This window comes from Hyphococcus flavus, assembly GCF_028748065.1.
GTDB lineage: Bacteria > Pseudomonadota > Alphaproteobacteria > Caulobacterales > Parvularculaceae > Hyphococcus > Hyphococcus flavus.
On the sequence record NZ_CP118166.1, the window covers coordinates 305,848 to 322,575 of the forward strand.

General features: G+C 59.5%; 14 protein-coding genes. 5 read left to right on the top strand and 9 right to left on the bottom strand.

Annotated elements, in window-relative coordinates; translation table 11 throughout:
- Positions 1-140: 140 nt before the first annotated feature.
- The 3 genes from PUV54_RS01620 to PUV54_RS01630 are packed head-to-tail and all read right to left on the bottom strand — an operon-like array spanning position 141 to position 3,124.
- Positions 141-1,835, bottom strand: coding sequence for a ParB/RepB/Spo0J family partition protein (locus PUV54_RS01620; protein WP_274493770.1), 1,695 nt, complete (start codon positions 1,833-1,835; stop codon positions 141-143).
- Between the two features lie 3 nt (positions 1,836-1,838).
- Positions 1,839-2,102, bottom strand: a complete 264-nt coding sequence (locus PUV54_RS01625; RefSeq protein WP_274493771.1) for a hypothetical protein — start codon at positions 2,100-2,102, stop codon at positions 1,839-1,841.
- Positions 2,099-3,124 (bottom strand): ArdC family protein, encoded by a 1,026-nt coding sequence (locus tag PUV54_RS01630; protein WP_274493772.1) that lies wholly within the window; start codon positions 3,122-3,124, stop codon positions 2,099-2,101. Before PUV54_RS01630 ends, PUV54_RS01625 begins: the two co-directional genes overlap by 4 nt.
- Positions 3,125-3,853: 729 nt before the next feature.
- Between PUV54_RS01630 and PUV54_RS01635 the strand changes: the two genes are divergently transcribed.
- The 3 genes from PUV54_RS01635 (at position 3,854) to PUV54_RS01645 (ending at position 6,567) form a co-directional block, all read left to right on the top strand.
- Entirely contained in the window at positions 3,854-4,699 is an 846-nt protein-coding gene (locus PUV54_RS01635) for a type IV toxin-antitoxin system AbiEi family antitoxin domain-containing protein (RefSeq protein ID WP_274493773.1), read from the top strand.
- Positions 4,689-5,606, top strand: coding sequence for a nucleotidyl transferase AbiEii/AbiGii toxin family protein (locus tag PUV54_RS01640; protein WP_274493774.1), 918 nt, complete (start codon positions 4,689-4,691; stop codon positions 5,604-5,606). Before PUV54_RS01635 ends, PUV54_RS01640 begins: the two co-directional genes overlap by 11 nt.
- A 136-nt stretch (positions 5,607-5,742) precedes the next feature.
- A complete protein-coding gene (locus PUV54_RS01645) occupies positions 5,743-6,567 on the top strand; it encodes a 4'-phosphopantetheinyl transferase family protein (RefSeq protein WP_274493775.1) in 825 nt (274 codons plus the stop codon).
- Here the strand turns inward: PUV54_RS01645 and PUV54_RS01650 are convergent.
- The gene (locus tag PUV54_RS01650) at positions 6,564-6,800 is read right to left on the bottom strand and encodes an MbtH family protein (RefSeq protein ID WP_274493776.1); all 237 of its coding nucleotides are present in this window, start codon (positions 6,798-6,800) and stop codon (positions 6,564-6,566) included. The two genes, PUV54_RS01645 and PUV54_RS01650, sit on opposite strands and share 4 nt — an antisense overlap.
- Positions 6,801-6,944: 144 nt before the next feature.
- Between PUV54_RS01650 and PUV54_RS01655 the strand changes: the two genes are divergently transcribed.
- Together PUV54_RS01655 and PUV54_RS01660 are read left to right on the top strand one after the other, a co-directional pair.
- Positions 6,945-8,222, top strand: coding sequence for an amino acid adenylation domain-containing protein (locus PUV54_RS01655; RefSeq protein WP_274493777.1), 1,278 nt, complete (start codon positions 6,945-6,947; stop codon positions 8,220-8,222).
- A 49-nt stretch (positions 8,223-8,271) separates the two neighbouring features.
- Positions 8,272-9,446, top strand: a protein-coding gene (locus PUV54_RS01660; RefSeq protein ID WP_375204405.1) for an IS3 family transposase whose coding sequence is annotated in 2 segments (ribosomal slippage) — positions 8,272-8,542 and positions 8,542-9,446 — 1,176 coding nt in all. Because the reading frame shifts where the segments join, the coding sequence is not laid out codon by codon here.
- Here PUV54_RS01660 and PUV54_RS16645 read toward each other — a convergent pair.
- The 5 genes from PUV54_RS16645 to PUV54_RS01680 are packed head-to-tail and all read right to left on the bottom strand — an operon-like array spanning position 9,327 to position 16,627.
- Positions 9,327-9,716 carry an RNA polymerase sigma factor gene (locus PUV54_RS16645; protein WP_375211025.1) on the bottom strand — a complete coding sequence of 130 codons (390 nt, stop codon included), beginning with the start codon at positions 9,714-9,716 and terminating at the stop codon, positions 9,327-9,329. The two genes, PUV54_RS01660 and PUV54_RS16645, sit on opposite strands and share 120 nt — an antisense overlap.
- A gap of 55 nt (positions 9,717-9,771) precedes the next feature.
- Positions 9,772-11,112: a TolC family outer membrane protein gene (locus PUV54_RS01665; RefSeq protein WP_274493779.1), complete on the bottom strand. Its 1,341-nt coding sequence runs from the start codon at positions 11,110-11,112 to the stop codon at positions 9,772-9,774.
- A complete protein-coding gene (locus PUV54_RS01670; RefSeq protein ID WP_274493780.1) occupies positions 11,078-12,385 on the bottom strand; it encodes a hypothetical protein in 1,308 nt (435 codons plus the stop codon). Before PUV54_RS01670 ends, PUV54_RS01665 begins: the two co-directional genes overlap by 35 nt.
- Entirely contained in the window at positions 12,378-15,488 is a 3,111-nt protein-coding gene (locus tag PUV54_RS01675) for an efflux RND transporter permease subunit (protein ID WP_274493781.1), read from the bottom strand. The genes PUV54_RS01670 and PUV54_RS01675 overlap by 8 nt, the downstream gene beginning before the upstream one ends.
- Positions 15,488-16,627, bottom strand: coding sequence for an efflux RND transporter periplasmic adaptor subunit (locus PUV54_RS01680; RefSeq protein WP_274493782.1), 1,140 nt, complete (start codon positions 16,625-16,627; stop codon positions 15,488-15,490). Before PUV54_RS01680 ends, PUV54_RS01675 begins: the two co-directional genes overlap by 1 nt.
- Between the last annotated feature and the right edge of the window lie 101 nt (positions 16,628-16,728).

Here is a 16,728-nt window from a genome sequence, read left to right on the forward strand (position 1 = left end):
GCGTTAGAAACGCAGGACCGGCAACGCGCGGATTAAATGCGCCGCTCATTGAAGGCGTGGTTTTGATGATCTGAATATCATGGCCAATCGGTTCTAAAATGACGAGGCGAAGCGCGAAATGCGCTCCGCCCCGTGATCGCCTAGCCCGCAAAAAGCGGCGCGATTTTTTCGGCGCGTTTGACTGTGCCGGGTTTTCCGGCGTGGCCATAGGACAGCGCTGGAAACTGCAGCCAGCGCGGGCGCCAGTTCGGCGTTTTTTCGCGCCCGTTCCGACCGTCGAGGCAGTCGCGAATGATCGCTTTCTGGGCTTTCGCCGTCGCATCGCGGTTCGCCTTCGCAACGTTGTCGCCCGCGATATCGGCGAGCATGGCGTTGGTCATGTTTTTATCGCGCAGAAGCTCGAAAAACGCGTCGTCGGGCGTCATCCAGTCGGCGATATCGATAGGCACAACGCGCGCGAGACAGTCCACCGCCTCATGACCGGCGGCGACGATTTCCGCCGTGACGAAGGTCAGAATCCGCTCGATATCGCCGTCGGAAAGCGTCATCATTTTTGCGAAAATCGACGCCAATCGCCAGCCGTCTTCATTGCCGCCCGTGATAAAGGACGACTCGTCAAAATCGAGTAATTGGCCGATTTCGGCGCGCTCTTTTTCGAACGCCTGTTGCCCTTTCGAAGCCGCAATACTCGCCCCCGTTTTCTCCTTTCGCGTCGCCTGTCTCTCGGGCTGGCAACGAATATTCGGCCCGCCCGCGATCAGATGCGCCGCCAGCAAACGCAGCGCAATTTGAGGCTGTTTCAACAGCATCGCCCGCGCGGCGGCGTGGCGGTGAAGGTCCACATAATTCTCCAAAGGCGCTGAGCATTCGGGCCGCTCAGTGCGCTTGTCTGTTTTCGCCGCGCTCTTTTTCCGCCGGGGCGCATAGCCCTTGATGAACGCAACTTCGCCAGAATGGCGCACTTCGACGAACACTTCCCCGCCTTGCTTTTTGGCGAGTTGATCGTACTCCCATGAATGGAAAAACTCTCCGCGCGGCAGGATCGTCACCTTACTCCAGCCGCTTGAAAGCAACTTGTCGCGCTCGGCTTCAATCGCCGCTTCCTGACACACCCAGAACTTTTCGGCGTCAGCGAATACCGAACGTTCGCCGAACAAATCCTCGAAAATATCGCCGTCATAATTTTCCAGCGAAAAGAGCGCCGCGCCGGTTTCAATCTCGCCGCCGCCCAAGAGCCAGCGCTTCAACGCGGGCCCACGCGGCGCGCGCATCTCCGCCGATTTGAACATTTCGAACCATTCGCGTTGCTTGGCAACGCTGGCGAGGGTGAGCGCGGTGATGCTGGCCCCGTCGATCTCGTCGTCGGCATAGGCTTTGCGGATGCCGGGAATGAGGCTCGCCAAGGCCAGGCGGCGCCTCACCGTGAGTTCCGTCACCCCGAATATGCGGGCGATTTCTTCAACGCTCTTGCCTTTGTCGTTGAGCTTTTTGAACGCCTCGAACTCCTGCATTTCATCAGGCTCAAGGCGCGCGGTGTTTTCAAGAATCGAGGCCTCCACGGCGGCGGCGTCATCGCTCTGGCTAAGCACCCGGCAAGGCAAATCGCGCGCCTCGCCGGTCTCGATTGCGATTGTCTTCGAGGCCAGAAACCGCCGCCGTCCGGCGACGATTTCGAAATGGTCAGGCTCGCCATTGGGCCGCACAAGCAGCGGCACCAGAACGCCGCGTTCGCGGATCGACGGCAGGATGTCGTCCAGAAAAGGCTTTTTGCGCGATGCTCTCATATTGAGCGCCGAGACCGCCAATCGGTCGAGCGGGATTGTTTGCAGTTCCATCCTTCATTCTCCTGTTGCTGATGGTTCGGGATTTCGCGCCGCCTCACGGGTCAAGCGGCGCAATTCATCGACAAGGTCGATCTGGCGGCGGGATTCCAAGTCAAAGAGTCCCATGTCGCAACGTTTTTGCGCGGCGCGGGGCGCCAAGGGCACCGCCGCGAGAACGAGAAGCCGATCGCGCAAGGTGATCGGCGCGACGCCGCGCATCAGCGTTTGCGACCCCGCGTCCGTTTCTTCTGCTTCCGGCTTCTCGTCACGCGCGCTCATGCTGCGCGCTCCATCGCAGAGGCTTGCGGCTCCGGCGCCGGATTCTCATAGGCCAGAATGAAATCCGCCGCTTTGGAGGCGAGCGAGGCCGCGTTGAAGATTGCGCGGTTGTCTTCTTTCAGGACTTCAAGCCATGCGCCCAGATAATCTGCATGGCGGACGGTCGGCGTAATCGAAAGCGATGCGCAGACAAACGCGCTCGCCATTTCGGCGACCAGTTCTTCCCTTGCATAGCCGTGCGATCCGTAACGGCCTTTGAATTCGCGACCCAAACGCGAGGCGTGGCCGGTCCAGTGACCAAGCTCGTGAAAGCAGGTGCGGTAATAATTGATCTGCTCGAAAAAAGCGGGTTGCGGCGGAACGCGAATAAAGTCTTGGCTCGGTACATAAAACGCCTTGTCGCCGCCGATCCGGAAATCGGCGTCGGTTGCCTTGATAAGATTCTCCGCGCGCGGGATCGCTTCGCATTCCGGCAGGGGCTTGGCGCCCGCCGTCAGTTCCGGCGGCAAGCCCTCGCATTGCGCCGCGTTAAAGACGGTATAGCGTTTAAGGAAAGGCACGAAAGCGGCGTCGCCGCCCTCTTTCTCGACTCTGGCCTGCTCGTCCTTCGGAATAAACTTGTCGGCGTAAACGACCATGGCGCCGCGCTCGCCCTTCATCACCGAACCGCCCAAGGCTTTCGCCTGCCGAAAGGTCAGCCAAGTCTGGCCGGAAAGGCCGTTCTCAATGGCGGCGCCCCACAGCAACAGAATATTGATCCCGGAATAGGCGCGGCCTGTCTGGGCGTTCTTCGGCAGACCTGCGGTTATGGTCGCTGCTTCACCTCTTGCGGCCCACGGCTGCGCCCATGGAAAGCGTCCGGCTTCCAGTTCCTTCACGATCTTTGTTGTGACTTCGGTATAAAGATCAGCGCCCGGCTTTTTCTTTCCTGAACGCCGACGTGGCTTCGCGCCGCTGCTCGCCGCGTTCTTTCGCTGGGCGGCGCGGCTGGGCGCATCAGTTGCGGTTTCAAGTGATGTCATGGCTGCTCGCTCCTTGCCTGCCCGCCACAAATTCCCCCGGGACGGCGGGGGCGGCGGAAACGGGGCGAGCATGAGCGCCGGGTATTGGAGGCCGGGGCGCAACCGGTTTGGTAGGATGAGAAAAACAATCGAGACGGATAAATAGCCAAAGCGGTTGCGGCGCGGCCGCCCGGCGCTATTCGCCCCGTCTTCCGTTCCGCCGCCCCCGCTGTCCCGAGGGGAATGACCAACAAGCCGCGGGGCGAAGCCCCGCGTCCGTCAAAAGGCATGCTTTTGACCCCGCGCGATGCGCGGGCCTGCGGCAGGGATCGTCACCGGCACGGCGAAGACGACGAATTCACTTGTTGAATTTGTCGGCTTCGGGCCGCCAATCACGCATGATTGGCGCGCCTAGAGCCCGGCGCCGTCAGGCGGCCGCCGTAACACTTAAAAAGCGCCAAGAGACCCGACGCCGCCAGCGTTCAGTTCACTGATTTTTCCAATATCGGCTTAAACCCATGGACCGGGAGCGTAAGAGCGCGCGTTCCCGATACGAAAACAGGCCCGGCGCCCTCCCGTCGCCTGTGTGACATTCCTGACAACCCTGGCCGTTGAATATGTCAATTACTCTAAATTTGCGGCGATAAACGCCGTACTTTCAGCACTTGTTAAACTTCTCGATATGTCATAGATGTGACATCTACTTATTTTGCGGCGATGATCGCCGCAAGCTGACAAAAAGGCGCAAAAATGCCCCTCAACGCCGAACAGCGCACGCGACTGCGGGAAGACGCGCCTTTCGGGCTGTTCGTGACGAAGGAATGGCTGTCGGGCAAGGGCTACGCCCGGCACAGCATCGATAATCTGGTCAAATCCGGTCAGCTGATCTCGCTCCGGCCGGGGGTCTATATCCGGCCCGATACGCAGCTGGGCTGGGAGGGCGTTGTCTGTTCCCTGCAGCGCATGGGCGGCGACCTTTCGGTCGGCGGGCTGACGGCGCTCGAACTTCATGGCCTTGGCCACTATCTCGCCCTGTCGGAAACGCGTCGCATCGTCCTCTTTGGCGCCGATCCCCTGCCCTCCTGGATCAATCATCTCGTCAGGGACGTCACGTTCGAGAAACGAAGCGAGGCGCGTCTCTTTGCAGCAAGCCCATACGCCGAGACTGATGATGATCGCGAAGACGCGCAGGAGCGGCGCCGGTGCAAAAAGCGCGATCCCGCCATGGCCGGACTCACCACTATGCAAATCGCGGAGCATTTGCCGCCGCTGTCTTTGTCGACGCCGGAGCGCGCAATCCTCGAAGTGCTGTTCGACGTGCCCAAACGCGTATCATTCGAACATGCCGATCAGCTCTTGCAGGGGCTTGCGACCCTGTCGCCGCGCCGGCTGGAAACCGTTCTTAACCTATGCGTCAATATCCGGGTGAAACGGCTTTTCTTCTGGTTCGCCGACCGTCATCAATTCCAGTGGCGCGCGCGTCTTGATCCGAATGATTTCGGTCTCGGCCGAGGCAACCGCGTGGTCGCCAAGCCCGGCCGCCTCGATCCGACTTACGCCATCACTGTCCCTGAGAGTTTCGCAGATGATGCTTAAGCGTCAGGCCTTCGAAGAGCAGGTTCGCCTTCTTGTGCGCGTGCTTCCCTATGTTGCGAGAGAGACTGATTTCGCGCTTAAAGGCGGCACGGCGATCAATTTCTTTCTTCGCGACATGCCGCGTCTGTCGGTTGATATCGATCTTGCTTATCTGCCGCTGGAGCCGAGAGAGACGGCGCTGCCGAAGATCCGGGCGGCGCTCGCGCGCATCGGCGAACAGCTGATGGCGAGTTCTCCCGCCATCGCGACCATCGATCCGCCGGCCGTGCGGGAAAACGAACTGCGGCTCCTCATCAGGCACGGACGGACGCAGGTGAAACTTGAACTGTCTCCGGTTCTGCGCGGAACAGTATTCCCGCCGGAGACACGGACTATTGGTCCCGCTGTCGAAAACGCGTTCGGCTATGCTGAGATGCAGGTTCTGTCGCATGCGGACCTTTACGCCGGAAAGATTTGCGCTGCACTAGATCGCCAGCATCCGCGCGATCTCTTCGATATCAAACTCCTTCTTGAGAACGAAGGCGTCGACAGAAAGCTGATCGACGCGTTCCTTGTCTATCTCATCAGTCACAATCGCCCGATCGCGGAGCTGCTGGCGCCGAACCCGAAGGACGTAAAATATACTTACGAAGCGGAATTTGCGGCGATGACGGCCTTGCCGCCCACGCTTGAAGATCTCTATCAGGCGCGGGGCGATCTTCTGCAACGCATTCACGAGAGCCTGACGGAGAAGGACCGCGCTTTTCTGATCTCGGTGAAATCAGGAGACCCCGACTGGTCGCTGCTCAATACGCCTAACGCCGAACAGCTACCGGCGGTTCAATGGAAACTTCAGAACATCCGCCGCATGACAAAAGATCGCCGAAACGAAGCGCTTGCGCGTCTTCGCATTGTCCTTGGCGCGTAACCGATCCCGACGGAAAGCAGCCGGACGCACACCCTTGAAAAAACCAAAGATGTTCCCCGTCAGCGAGTGAGGGACATATGGGGGTTTTTGCTTAAGGAGGATTTCTGGTTCATCGTAGCCCATCAAGGGAGCGAAGATGAAACAGCAATCCGGGCTGCATGAGACGGTCGAACAGCATGTAAAGGACATCCGCCGCGTTGTTCGTACAATCGGCGAGCTACAGCACGATGAGAAGTATACCTATGCTTGGGCGCTGGCAGGCTCCTCCAGGTCGGCGCCAGATGTCCTGCTCTCTCCGGACCTCCTTCCGCGGGTATCGCCCGACGGTGCAGTCTTGCTCTGGGCCGGAACCAGCGAGGCGCCGGTCGGAGACCTGCTGCAGGCGTGCGAACGGATCTTGTCATCCGACGAAATTATCCGGGCCCGGAGCTTCCGACAGGAGGAGGATGCGCGCAGCTTCGTCACGGCACATGCTGTGCTGCGATTACAGCTTGCCGCACATCACCAATGCTCTCCTTCCGAATTGCTCTTTGCCACCGGCCCGAACGGCAAGCCGCATCTCATCGGGATTGCTGGGCGTAAGGCTCGCTCATGGCTCCACTTCAATCTGTCCCACACGCGGGGTCGGGCGCTGATCGGCCTGTCGACCGCGCCGATCGGTGTTGATATCGAACAGATCGAAGAGTTTCCGGATATGCTGGAAACCGCTGACCTCGCCTTCACGCCGGAATCACGTGCGATCCTTGCTGCCTGTACTGGCGACGTCCGCACGCGACTCTTCTACCGTTTCTGGACACTGGGCGAAGCCTTCATCAAGGCGACCGGCCTTGGCATTTCACAGGGGCTCGACACCTTCGCCTTCACGCCGAGCGTACCGCCGCGCCTCACACGGATTACGCCGGGCTATGGCCAGGTCTCCGACTGGTATTTCGGTCTGTTTGGATACGCCGCGTCCGGTTAGTCGTTTGCCTGACGCTGACGCTCGTCTTCTTCCATCTGCCGGATCAGGCTTTTCGGTCTCATGTCGGTCCAGTTCTCGTCGATCCACGCAGAACAAAGCGCTTTCGATCCTGTCGGCCCGACCTGCTCCCAGCCAGGTGGCACATCGATGAAGTCGGGCCAGAGTGAATGTTGGCCTTCTTCATTCACAAGGATCAGGAATGTCCCGTTTTCATCGTCAAATGGATTTGCCATGCTATCCCCTTCCACGTCCGGCTATCATTAATCTGCACGATTAACAGTTTTGCGTATACGAGGCTCATGCGGCAAGTCCATTCCTTTGAACTAGGCCATCCGGGCGCCTGGCCGTCGGCTTTGGTTCCTGAGGGGGACGGGACGTTGACGGGGCTTTTGTCGGCGGCGGGTGCGGCGCATGGCGCGGCGACGGCGCTGGTGTTGCCGGACGGGGAGACGGTGAGCCATGGCGTGCTGCACGCGCGGGCGCGGCGCATCGCCCGGGCCCTGGCCGCGCGCGACATCGGCCCGGAACGCACAGTCGCTCTGCTCCTCGACGACCCGGCTGACCTGCCCGAAGCCGTGCTCGGCGTCCTGGCCGCCGGCGCCGCCTTCCTGCCCCTCGACCCGGCCAGCCCCCCGGCCCGGCTGGACGCCCTGCTGCAGACCGCCCGCCCGGATCGCTTGCTGACCACACAAGCCCTGGCCGCCCGTCTTCCGGACGCCCTGCCGCAAGGAACCCGCCTGTTCTGCCCCGGTGCGCCGGAGACGGCGGCCGCCCTCGCCGCCCTCGATGACAGTCCTCTCGCTGCGGAAGAACGCACCGCCCCCTTGCATCCGGACCAGGCCGCCTATGTCCTGCACACCTCCGGGTCCACCGGCGCGCCCAAGGGCGTCGTCATCTCCCAGCGCGCCATTGCCGCTTATGTCCGCACCCTCTCCGGCCTGATCGGCGAAGACGCCGCCCATATGCCGCTGTTCACCGCACCAACCTTCGACCTCACCCTGACCAGCCTGTTCGTCCCGCTGGTAATGGGCGGCGCGCTCACCCTTTGCCCTGCAGGCCGGCCCGAAGAGGCCCTGGCCGACATCTTCGCCCCCGCCAGCCCGACGCGCGCCGTCAAGCTCACGCCGTCCCATATCACCCTGCTCGACGCCCTGCCGCCCCCGCCGACCGGCGCGTCCAGCAGACTGCGTCTGGCGATCGCCGGGGGCGAGGCGCTGACCCCGGCCCATCTGCACCTGCTGCACGTCCATGCCCCCGGCCTGCGCGTCCTCAACGAGTACGGTCCGACTGAGGCCACGATCGGCGCCGTGGCCGCTTTCGTCACCCTGACAGAAGAGGAAGGCGGGACCACCCTGCCGATCGGGCGGCCCTATCCCGGCGCCGGCGCTTATGTTCTCGACGACCGGCTGCAGCCCTGCCCGGTCGGCGTGCCGGGCGAGCTGTATCTCTCAGGGCCGGGCCTGGCGCGCGGCTATCGCGGCCAGCCAGGCCTGACCGCAGAGCGGTTCATTGCCAACCCCGCCGGACCGCCCGGCGCCCGCCTCTACCGCACCGGCGACATCGCCGCCTGGCGCGCCGACGGCCAGCTCATCTTCCACGGACGCGCCGACGACCAGATCAAGATCCGCGGACACCGGATGACCCGACCCCTTTGAACGCAGCCGCCTGAAGGTAGTAAAATGGCTGCATCAAAGGAGAAGAAGAATGTCTGGAAAGAGATATTCACCTGAAGAAATCATAGCGAAGTTGCGCGAGGCTGAAGTTTATCTCGCCGAGGGCGTCAAGGTCGGCGAAGTGATCCGCCGTCTGGGCGTCAATAAGATCACGTATTACCGGTGGCGTCAGGAGTACGGCGGGATGAAGGTTGAGCAGGCGAAAAAGCTGAAAGACCTTGAGAAAGAGAACGCCAGATTGAAGCGGCTACTAGCGGACGCTGAACTCGACAAGGCGATCTTAAAGGAAGCTGCGGAGGGAAACTGGTAGGGCCCTCGCGCAAGCGTGAGTTCATTGAACATGCCTGCGGCCGGCTCGGCGTCTCTGAACGCCGGGCCTGCCGTTTGTTGAAGCAGCATCGCTCGACGCAATGGCGCAAGCCGGTGCGTGCCGACGATGAGGATGCGCTGACCTTCGCCATCATCGAGCTGGCGACCCGCTATGGACGCTATGGCTACAAGCGGATTACGGCGTTGCTCAGATCTGATGGCTGGCATGTGAACCACAAACGCGTTGCGCGGATCTGGCGGCGCGAGGGCCTGAAAGTACCGATAAAACAGCCGAAACGCGGGCGGTTGTGGTTTAATGACGGCTCTTGCGTTCGCTTGAGGCCACAGCATCGCAATCACGTCTGGGCTTATGACTTCGTTCAGGACCGGACACGCGATAATCGCAAGTTCCGCATGCTCACGGTCATCGATGAGTTCACCCGTGAATGCCTGGCGATCAAGGTGAAGAGACGTCTGAATAATCAGGATGTTCTCGACGTGCTTGGAGAGCTGATGGTCCAGCGCGGCGTTCCAGATCACATTCGCTCAGACAACGGAAGTGAGTTCCGGGCTAAGGCGCTGCGCAAATGGCTCGGCAATATCGGCGTGAAGACACTTTACATCGAACCGGGAAGCCCATGGGAAAACGGTTACAACGAGTCCTTCAACGGCAGGCTGCGCGATGAATGCCTGAAGGTAGAGCTGTTCAACAATCTGATGGAGGCGAAAATTATCATCGAAATGTGGCGCAGACATTACAACACGGTGCACCCGCACTCATCGTTGGGGTACAGACCGCCAGCGCCGCAAACCATCATTCCGGCTGATCTGGCTCCCGCAAACTGGGAGCTCCCGCCAGATCAGCCTTCCATCCGAAGCAATCTCATGGTTACATAAAGACTGGCTGCGCCATCGGGGTTTCGTCAGTTGTTCAATTTCCTGACGCTCCGCTGCACAGAGCGCTCGAAGAATAACTTCCTGTGTCAAGTCCTCGGCGTCCGCCCGCGAGCTCATGCGTCGCAGGAAGTAAGCACGCAGTTCTTTCTCATACCTGATGACCGATCGGACAAATGCTTTTCCTTTCGACATATTAATGATTCGCAAAAAGTAATGAGTATTCGCAGTCAAACTTCGCCTGACTGGCCGACTCTTGCCCATAAAGCGCATAATGCGAACTGTTAAATGTCAAAATAGCCAGTTTCGTGCGCAATGAAGCGCCTCCTTATTCTTGAAGGTGAATCGCACCGATTGATGCTAGTAGCTCATAAGTCGCTGCCCGCGCATCGCGTTCTGCGTTCGCCAACGCCACTTGCGCGTCAAGATATTCTTGTTCAGCATCGAGCACGTCCAACGTAGTGCGCACACCGACCTCGGCTTCGCGCCGTACGCCGTCGAGGGCCAGCGCGTTGGCCCGCACTTGCGTTCGCGATGACACAATGTTCGCGCGTGCGGCCGCAAGTCGCTGCCAGCTAATCGTCACGCGCGCATCGACCTGCCGTTCGGCCACGGTGATGCGGCGGCGGTCTGCACTATTGACGGCGCGCGCCTCCCGCACGCGCGAAAGGCGAAGGCCGCCAAGAAAGATCGGCGCGGTCACGCGGACGCCATAAGCGAAACGTTCATCCTGCTCGATGAATGACGACGGCTCCTCGGCATATTGATATTCCGCCCGCAGGGACACTGTCGGCGAAAACGCGCCTTTTGCGATAGCGACGCCTCGGCGTGACGCTTCTTCCCGCATTTGCGCCTGCGCGATGACAGGCGAGAGCTCCCGCGCAATGGCCTTTGCCTCATCGAGCGTGGCCGGCGTATCAGGCATGCCCGGCGCCTCCTCAAGACTCCCGGGCATTTGCCCGATGATTTCAGCAAATGCAGCGCGGCTGATTGCGAGCAGCGCCTGCGCGTTGGTCATCCGGGCCCGCGCCTGCGCGAGGCGCGCTTCGCTTTGCGCAACATCTGTTTTTGTGACTTCGCCGATTTCAAAACGAAACGCGATCTCTTCGAATTGCTTAATTAAAACCTGAACGTTGTTTTCTGTTGCCCTGTAAACGACCATGTCGCGTACGACGTCGAAATATGCCGCCGCCGCACGGTTAAGTACGTCCTGCTCGACAAGGGAAAGCTGAGCGCCGCCGGCTTTCGCGCGCGCCTTCGCTTGCCGGATGGCGTTGACGTTGCGCAATCCCGCAAAGATTTGCTGCTCGCCCTGCACTTGTGCGGTCGCCGTAGTCAGATCGAAATTGCGATCCTCCGCCCCGGCGCCGAAAACTTCGCTGCTAATTGACTGGGTATTATCGACCTCCTCATAACCGGCGCCAGCCGTTATCTGCGGAAGGCCGCGTGCGCGCGCCTGGGCGACGCCTTCACGCGTTGCGTTAAGCTGCGCGCGTTCTGCAGCGATTTCCGGATTCGCGGCGAAGGCCAGCGACAGGGCCTCCTCCAGGGTTTCGGCACTCGCAACGCCGTTCACTATCAACAAAAGTATCGACAAAGAGACAGATGTGAACATTCGTATTGCAGATATCATATCAATACCCGCCCATTGGCTCGGAGATCTTTTCATCTTTCGCACCAGGGCGATCATCCTGCGTTCGGCGAAGGGCGTTTGCGAGGGCTTTGCGATAGGACTGCAGGCGATGAGGAAATGGATTGTCCCATTTGATTGTAACTGGTGTCCGCGCTGCAATATCAGGTTCCTCGCCTCGAGGAATAGACACCATCTTGCCAAAATGATTGCCTTCAACACAATTTATAGACGGTCCTCCTGGGCGCCAAAGATTGGGTACAGGATCGCCTTCCTTGATGATTGAGTACGTAAGATCAGTTAAACCGTGAACCGTGTAGACATCTATAGGATTGACGGCGCCGCCACTGACCCGATTGCAGCCTTCATCCCGTGGATAAAGTGCAAGGGGCGGCGAATAAAGATAGGCCGCTCTAACACGAAACGGCCAATTGCGTTCCGGCGCCGCGACAGCCCAGCCGCCTGCAGGCTCTCGGATCCACGTCATGCCGTTGAATGCGCCAAGCGCGCTTTGCGCAACGCCCGCGCCAAGACTATGTCCGGCGACAACGAGTTCAATTGGATCAGAACGTGTTGGATCGGCAACATCATATGTGCAGATAAAGCCGGCGAGCGAAACTGTCTTCCGGTCCGGAGCCCTATCCGATTTGGCTGACTGACTGCATTCTTCCTCAAGCTCCGCAAGCGATTTTGCCTGTAAGAAAAAACCGTCGTTTATCAAAATTGCGATACCTTCGCGAAAACCGCCGTGCCCGCGAGGAATATATGGTTGTCCTGCGACCGGCTGATCTTCGGCGGCGCCAGCTTTCAGGCTTTGCAGAAGGTCACCAGGCCCCGCCGCCGCATCTATCCCGGGAAAATACACTATAATGCGATGAGAACTGGGCTTTGAAAGAAGATAAACGCTCGGAAACGTAGTTAACGATGATAATCGGGGACGAAGATAAGCGGCATTATAGGAAAGCGCGCCGAAATCGCTTAGCGCAGCCTGGATTTTCTCTTCCTCCTCGCCTTCCATGGAATCGCAATAAGCAATCTCGCCAATCACGGCTGAGACAGTCATTTCTGCAAAAATTTTTTCGATTGCATTATCTGGATCGCGTCTGGTCTGCTCAACGACAGCCAAAGCATCGCGGCCCGCGAGCAAGATTTCGTTATCGACGCAATTAGCACTTCGACTTTCCTGAATGCGGACGGCGTCAAGCGGAGGCGCCCAATAGTGTTGATCCGTCGCGCACGCCGAAACCAGAATCCCGAGCAAGGCAAACACCGCCGCTCTTACCATCGACGCGCAACCACTCACTTTAAACATTTGCATGCTCTCGTGCCCCTCGTCTGCGATAGAACTTAGTAACTACCTGCGAAATAAGTTGCTTGACGTCGCCCGGGACCATGTAAGCCGCCGGCACCACGAGTAGCGTGAGAATTGTCGACGATGAGAGCCCGCCGATGATCAGATAACCGAGTGCGTTTCTCCATTCCGCGCCGTCGGATCCTGAAAGCGCAACCGGGATCATGCCGAATATGGCGGCGAACGCCGTCATCAGCACCGGCCGCAATCGCTCCGGGCAGGCCTTGAGGATCGCCTCGCGCGCCGGCGCGCCTTCCTCGCGTAGCTGGTTTGCGCGATCTACGAGCAGAATGCCGTTTTTCATGACGATCCCCATCAGCGCGATGAGGCCGATCTGCGCGAACAGCGACATTTCCTGCCCGCCAAAATAAAGCATGGCGAAAGCGCCGGAGAACGACAGCGGCGCCGTCAGCATGATGACGACCGGCTGCACAAAGGAGTTAAACTGACTAGCGAGTACGATATAGAGCGCGACCATCGCCAATCCGAAGGCGAAAATGATCGCTGAAATCGACTCATTCATCCGCCGCACAGATCCCTCATAGCTAATCTGCATGGTCGCAGGCGGCGGGTATTCCGCGATGATCATCTCAAGCGCTTCCGTTGCCGTCCCAAGCGCAACGTTTGAGGCGGTGTTGGCGAGGATCGAGATTTTGCGCGCCCGGTCCTGACGGTCGATTTGCGACGGCCCGCTGGCGAAGCGCATGGTCGCGACACTGGCGAGATCGATCAACTGACCAGACTCGCTTCTTATCTGGATGAGCTGCAACTGGTCCCGATTCTGCCGCTGGGACTCCTCAAGGCGTACGCGCACGTCATAACGCCTGCCGCCTTCTTCATAAGTGCCGGCGTCAACGCCGCCGATCACCGTGCGCGCCGTCGTGGCCAAGTTGCGTGCGGAAACGCCGAGATCGCCCGCGCGCGTGCGGTTGAAATCGATCAGCAGTTCCGGCCGGCCCTCTTCGAAACTCGAACGCAAATCTGAGTAAAGGTTTGTCTCTCGCATTCTCGCCATGATGGCTTTGACATATGCGTCGATTTCCGGGATCGAGTCGCCGCGAATGACGAGTTCGATATCGCCGGTGGAAACCCCGCCGCCGGAAATCCACGGCACTTCGGCCACGGTGATTTCGCTCGCCTCGGGAACGGCCTCGCGAAGCGCACGCCGCGCTTCATCCATGACCTCGAACTGACCGATCCGCCGCTCTTGTTTCGGTGTAATCGACGCATAGAGGTCGATGACATTCGCTTTTCCCTGGCTACCCGCCCCGGCGGTCAGAAAAATGTTCTTCACATGCTCAACGCCGCGCAACGCTTCATTCGTCGCTGCAATCGCTTTTTTCGATTCAGCGATTCCCGATCCAAGCGGCAATTCGATCGCCCCCAGAAATTCGCTGCGGTCGGCTTTTGAGGTGAAACCGCTCGGTACGCGCGAGGCGAAAAAACCGCCGATAAAAAGCGAGCCGATCGCGGCGGCCAGCGCAAGATAGCGCCAGCGGACGACAACGCCGACGATAGCGCTGTATGCGCGGTCCAGGCGCCGATGAAACTTTTCGATCGGGCGCAGAAGGGCCGGATGCGATTCCGGCTTCAGGAAGCGCGACGCCAGCATAGGCGTCAATGTCAGCGCTACGAGCAAGGACACAGAGACGGCGAAGACGATCGCAAGGCCGTATTGAAGGAAAAATCGCCCGACTATGCCTTCCATGAAAGCGATCGGCACGAAGACGGCGAGCGTTGCAAAGGTGCCGGCGAGCACCGCGAGCGCAACGCGCGCAGTTCCCTGCCGCGCCGCCTTTTCCGGCTCGATCCCGGCGTCAATATCGCGTTGCACGCTCTCAACGACAACGATGGCGTCATCGACAAGCAAGCCTATGGTCACCGTCAGCGCCAGCAATGTCAGCATGTTGATGGTGAAATCGAAGACCTCAAACGCAAAAAACGCCGAGATCAGGGATGTCGGAATGGCGATGGCGACCATCAGCGTGGCGCGCCAGCTTAAGAGAAAGAAAAAGGTGACGATGACGACGAGAACGATCGCAATCTCGAGTTCGTGGGTGACATCCTCAACCGACGATTCAATGAACCGGCTCACGTCGCGAGCGACGACGAGCTCATATCCGTCGGGCGCGACTGCCTGCAGTCGCTCCACCTCAGTATGTACGGCTTCGGCGACTTCGAGCGTATTGCGGCCCGACTGGCGGCGAACTTCTAGCGAAACGCCGGGCCTTCCATTGAATTGCGCATAGCTGCGTTCGTCCTCCAGCCCGTCCTCGACCCGCGCCACATCGCCGATCCGCGTAGGCGCGCCGCTCTCGCGATAAGCGACCACGAGATCGGCGAACTCCTGCGGAGTCTTCGCCTCCGACACCGTCTTGGCCCCGAATTCGCGCGCGCCGCCGCCGATCTCAAGGCGCCCGCCGGGCACTTCTGCGTGCTCAGATCTGACCGCACGGACAACGTCGTCGGCCGTCACGCCAAATGCGCGCATCTTGTCTGCGTTCAGCCAGATGCGGATTTCGCGGAGACGACCGCCGACGATCGTGACGGACCCGACGCCCGGCAGGCGCTGCACCGCTTCCTTGACGACTTCATCCGCATAGGTCGTGATTTCGCCGATTGACGCGTCTGCGGCGATCATGATGGACATGATCGGCGCGGCGTCAGGATCGACTTTCTCAATGACCGGCGGATCGATGTCTTCGGGCAAGTCGCGGCGAGCGATATTGACCTTATCGCGCACGTCCTGCGCCTTCACATCGACATTTTCTTCGAGTTCGAACTCGATAAAAACCTGCGAGAGGCCATCCGCACTTGTCGAACGCAGTTGCTTGATCCCGGAAATCGTATTGACGCTTTCCTCGATCACGTCGGAAACTTCCGTTTCCATCGTGTCGGGACTCGCGCCCTCAAGCGTGGTCGTCACCGCGACATACGGAAACTCGACATCCGGAAAGAGATCAACGCCAAGCCGGCCCATCGAAATCCAGCCGAGCACGACCAATGCGCCGATCATCATCACGGCGAGAACCGGGCGCTTGATGGATAGATCGACGAGCCACATCACACGGACTCGGGCGCAACGGGATCGCCGGCGGCGACGGGCTCGCCGTTCGGGACGATGACGTCATCGTCCGCGTCGAGGCCCTCGAGCACGGCGAATGTTCCGTCGGGACGCTCCTTCGCGACGACGCGCCGCATTTCAGCGCGGCCATCCAGCGAAACCAGAACATAAGCGCCCGACTGGTCCTGAAAAACCGCTTTTGCCGGGACTGACAATACCGGCTTTTCATCGGTGAATATTTCAGCGCGGGCGAACTGGCCTGACTTCAGCGCGTAATCCGAGTTGTCGATCGGCAGGCGCAACTCAACCGTACGGGCACCGACATCGAGCATATCATTCAATACTAAAACGTATGATTCCCGCGGCTCCGGTTGCGACTCAACGTAGACGAACGCTTTTTGTTCAAGCTTCAGCGAACTCAAATATTGTTCGGGTGCATAAACGACCGCGACGACAATGTGGTTTTCCTGAATTTGCAGAACCGAGCTTTCAACGCCTCCGCGGAAGACATTCGACAGATATACGCCTTCATCGTTGAAGCGCCGCGTGATGACGCCGTCGTAGGGCGCCCTGACAGTGGTGTCCTCAAGGTCCTTGCGTGCGGTTTTAAGCTCGGCTTCGCGTTTTTCCGCTTCCGCCGCAGCGACATCCAACGCCGTCCTGGCGTCGTCGAGGCGTGATTGAGAAGAATAGCCTTCTTCTTTTAGCTTTCGAACCCTGTCGAAAGCTTGACGGGCGTTGCGCAGGTTCGCTTTCGCAAGCGCCAGATTCGCCTGCGCTTCATCGACTTCTCTTTCATAACGCGACTGCCGCGTCTGAAAGAGCGGATCGCCTTTTGCGACCCGCTCGCCCACATTGACAAAGATCGTTTCGACAACACCCTCGACAAGGGGACCGATATTGCTGGTCTGTTTCGAACCGATCGATCCTGTCGCGACGACCGTTTCACGCATCGTCGCAGATTTCGGCTTGACGATTTTTACGGACTTGGCAAGCGCCGGATTTGCCGTTGACGAACTTTGCGCCGACTCAGCGGGTTCCCCGCCGCCGGAACCGCAACCGGAAACCGTTAGGAATGCGGCGATGAGCGCCGCCGCGCCGATATTCCAACCAGACTGGAATCGAAGATACGCACGCATTGTCGGGCCCTACGCTTGGCTGACTGACATTCTTGCTATACTAACATTTAATAACTTAGTATATATTAAACGTGGCAAGCACAACTGGCGCCTAACGGATC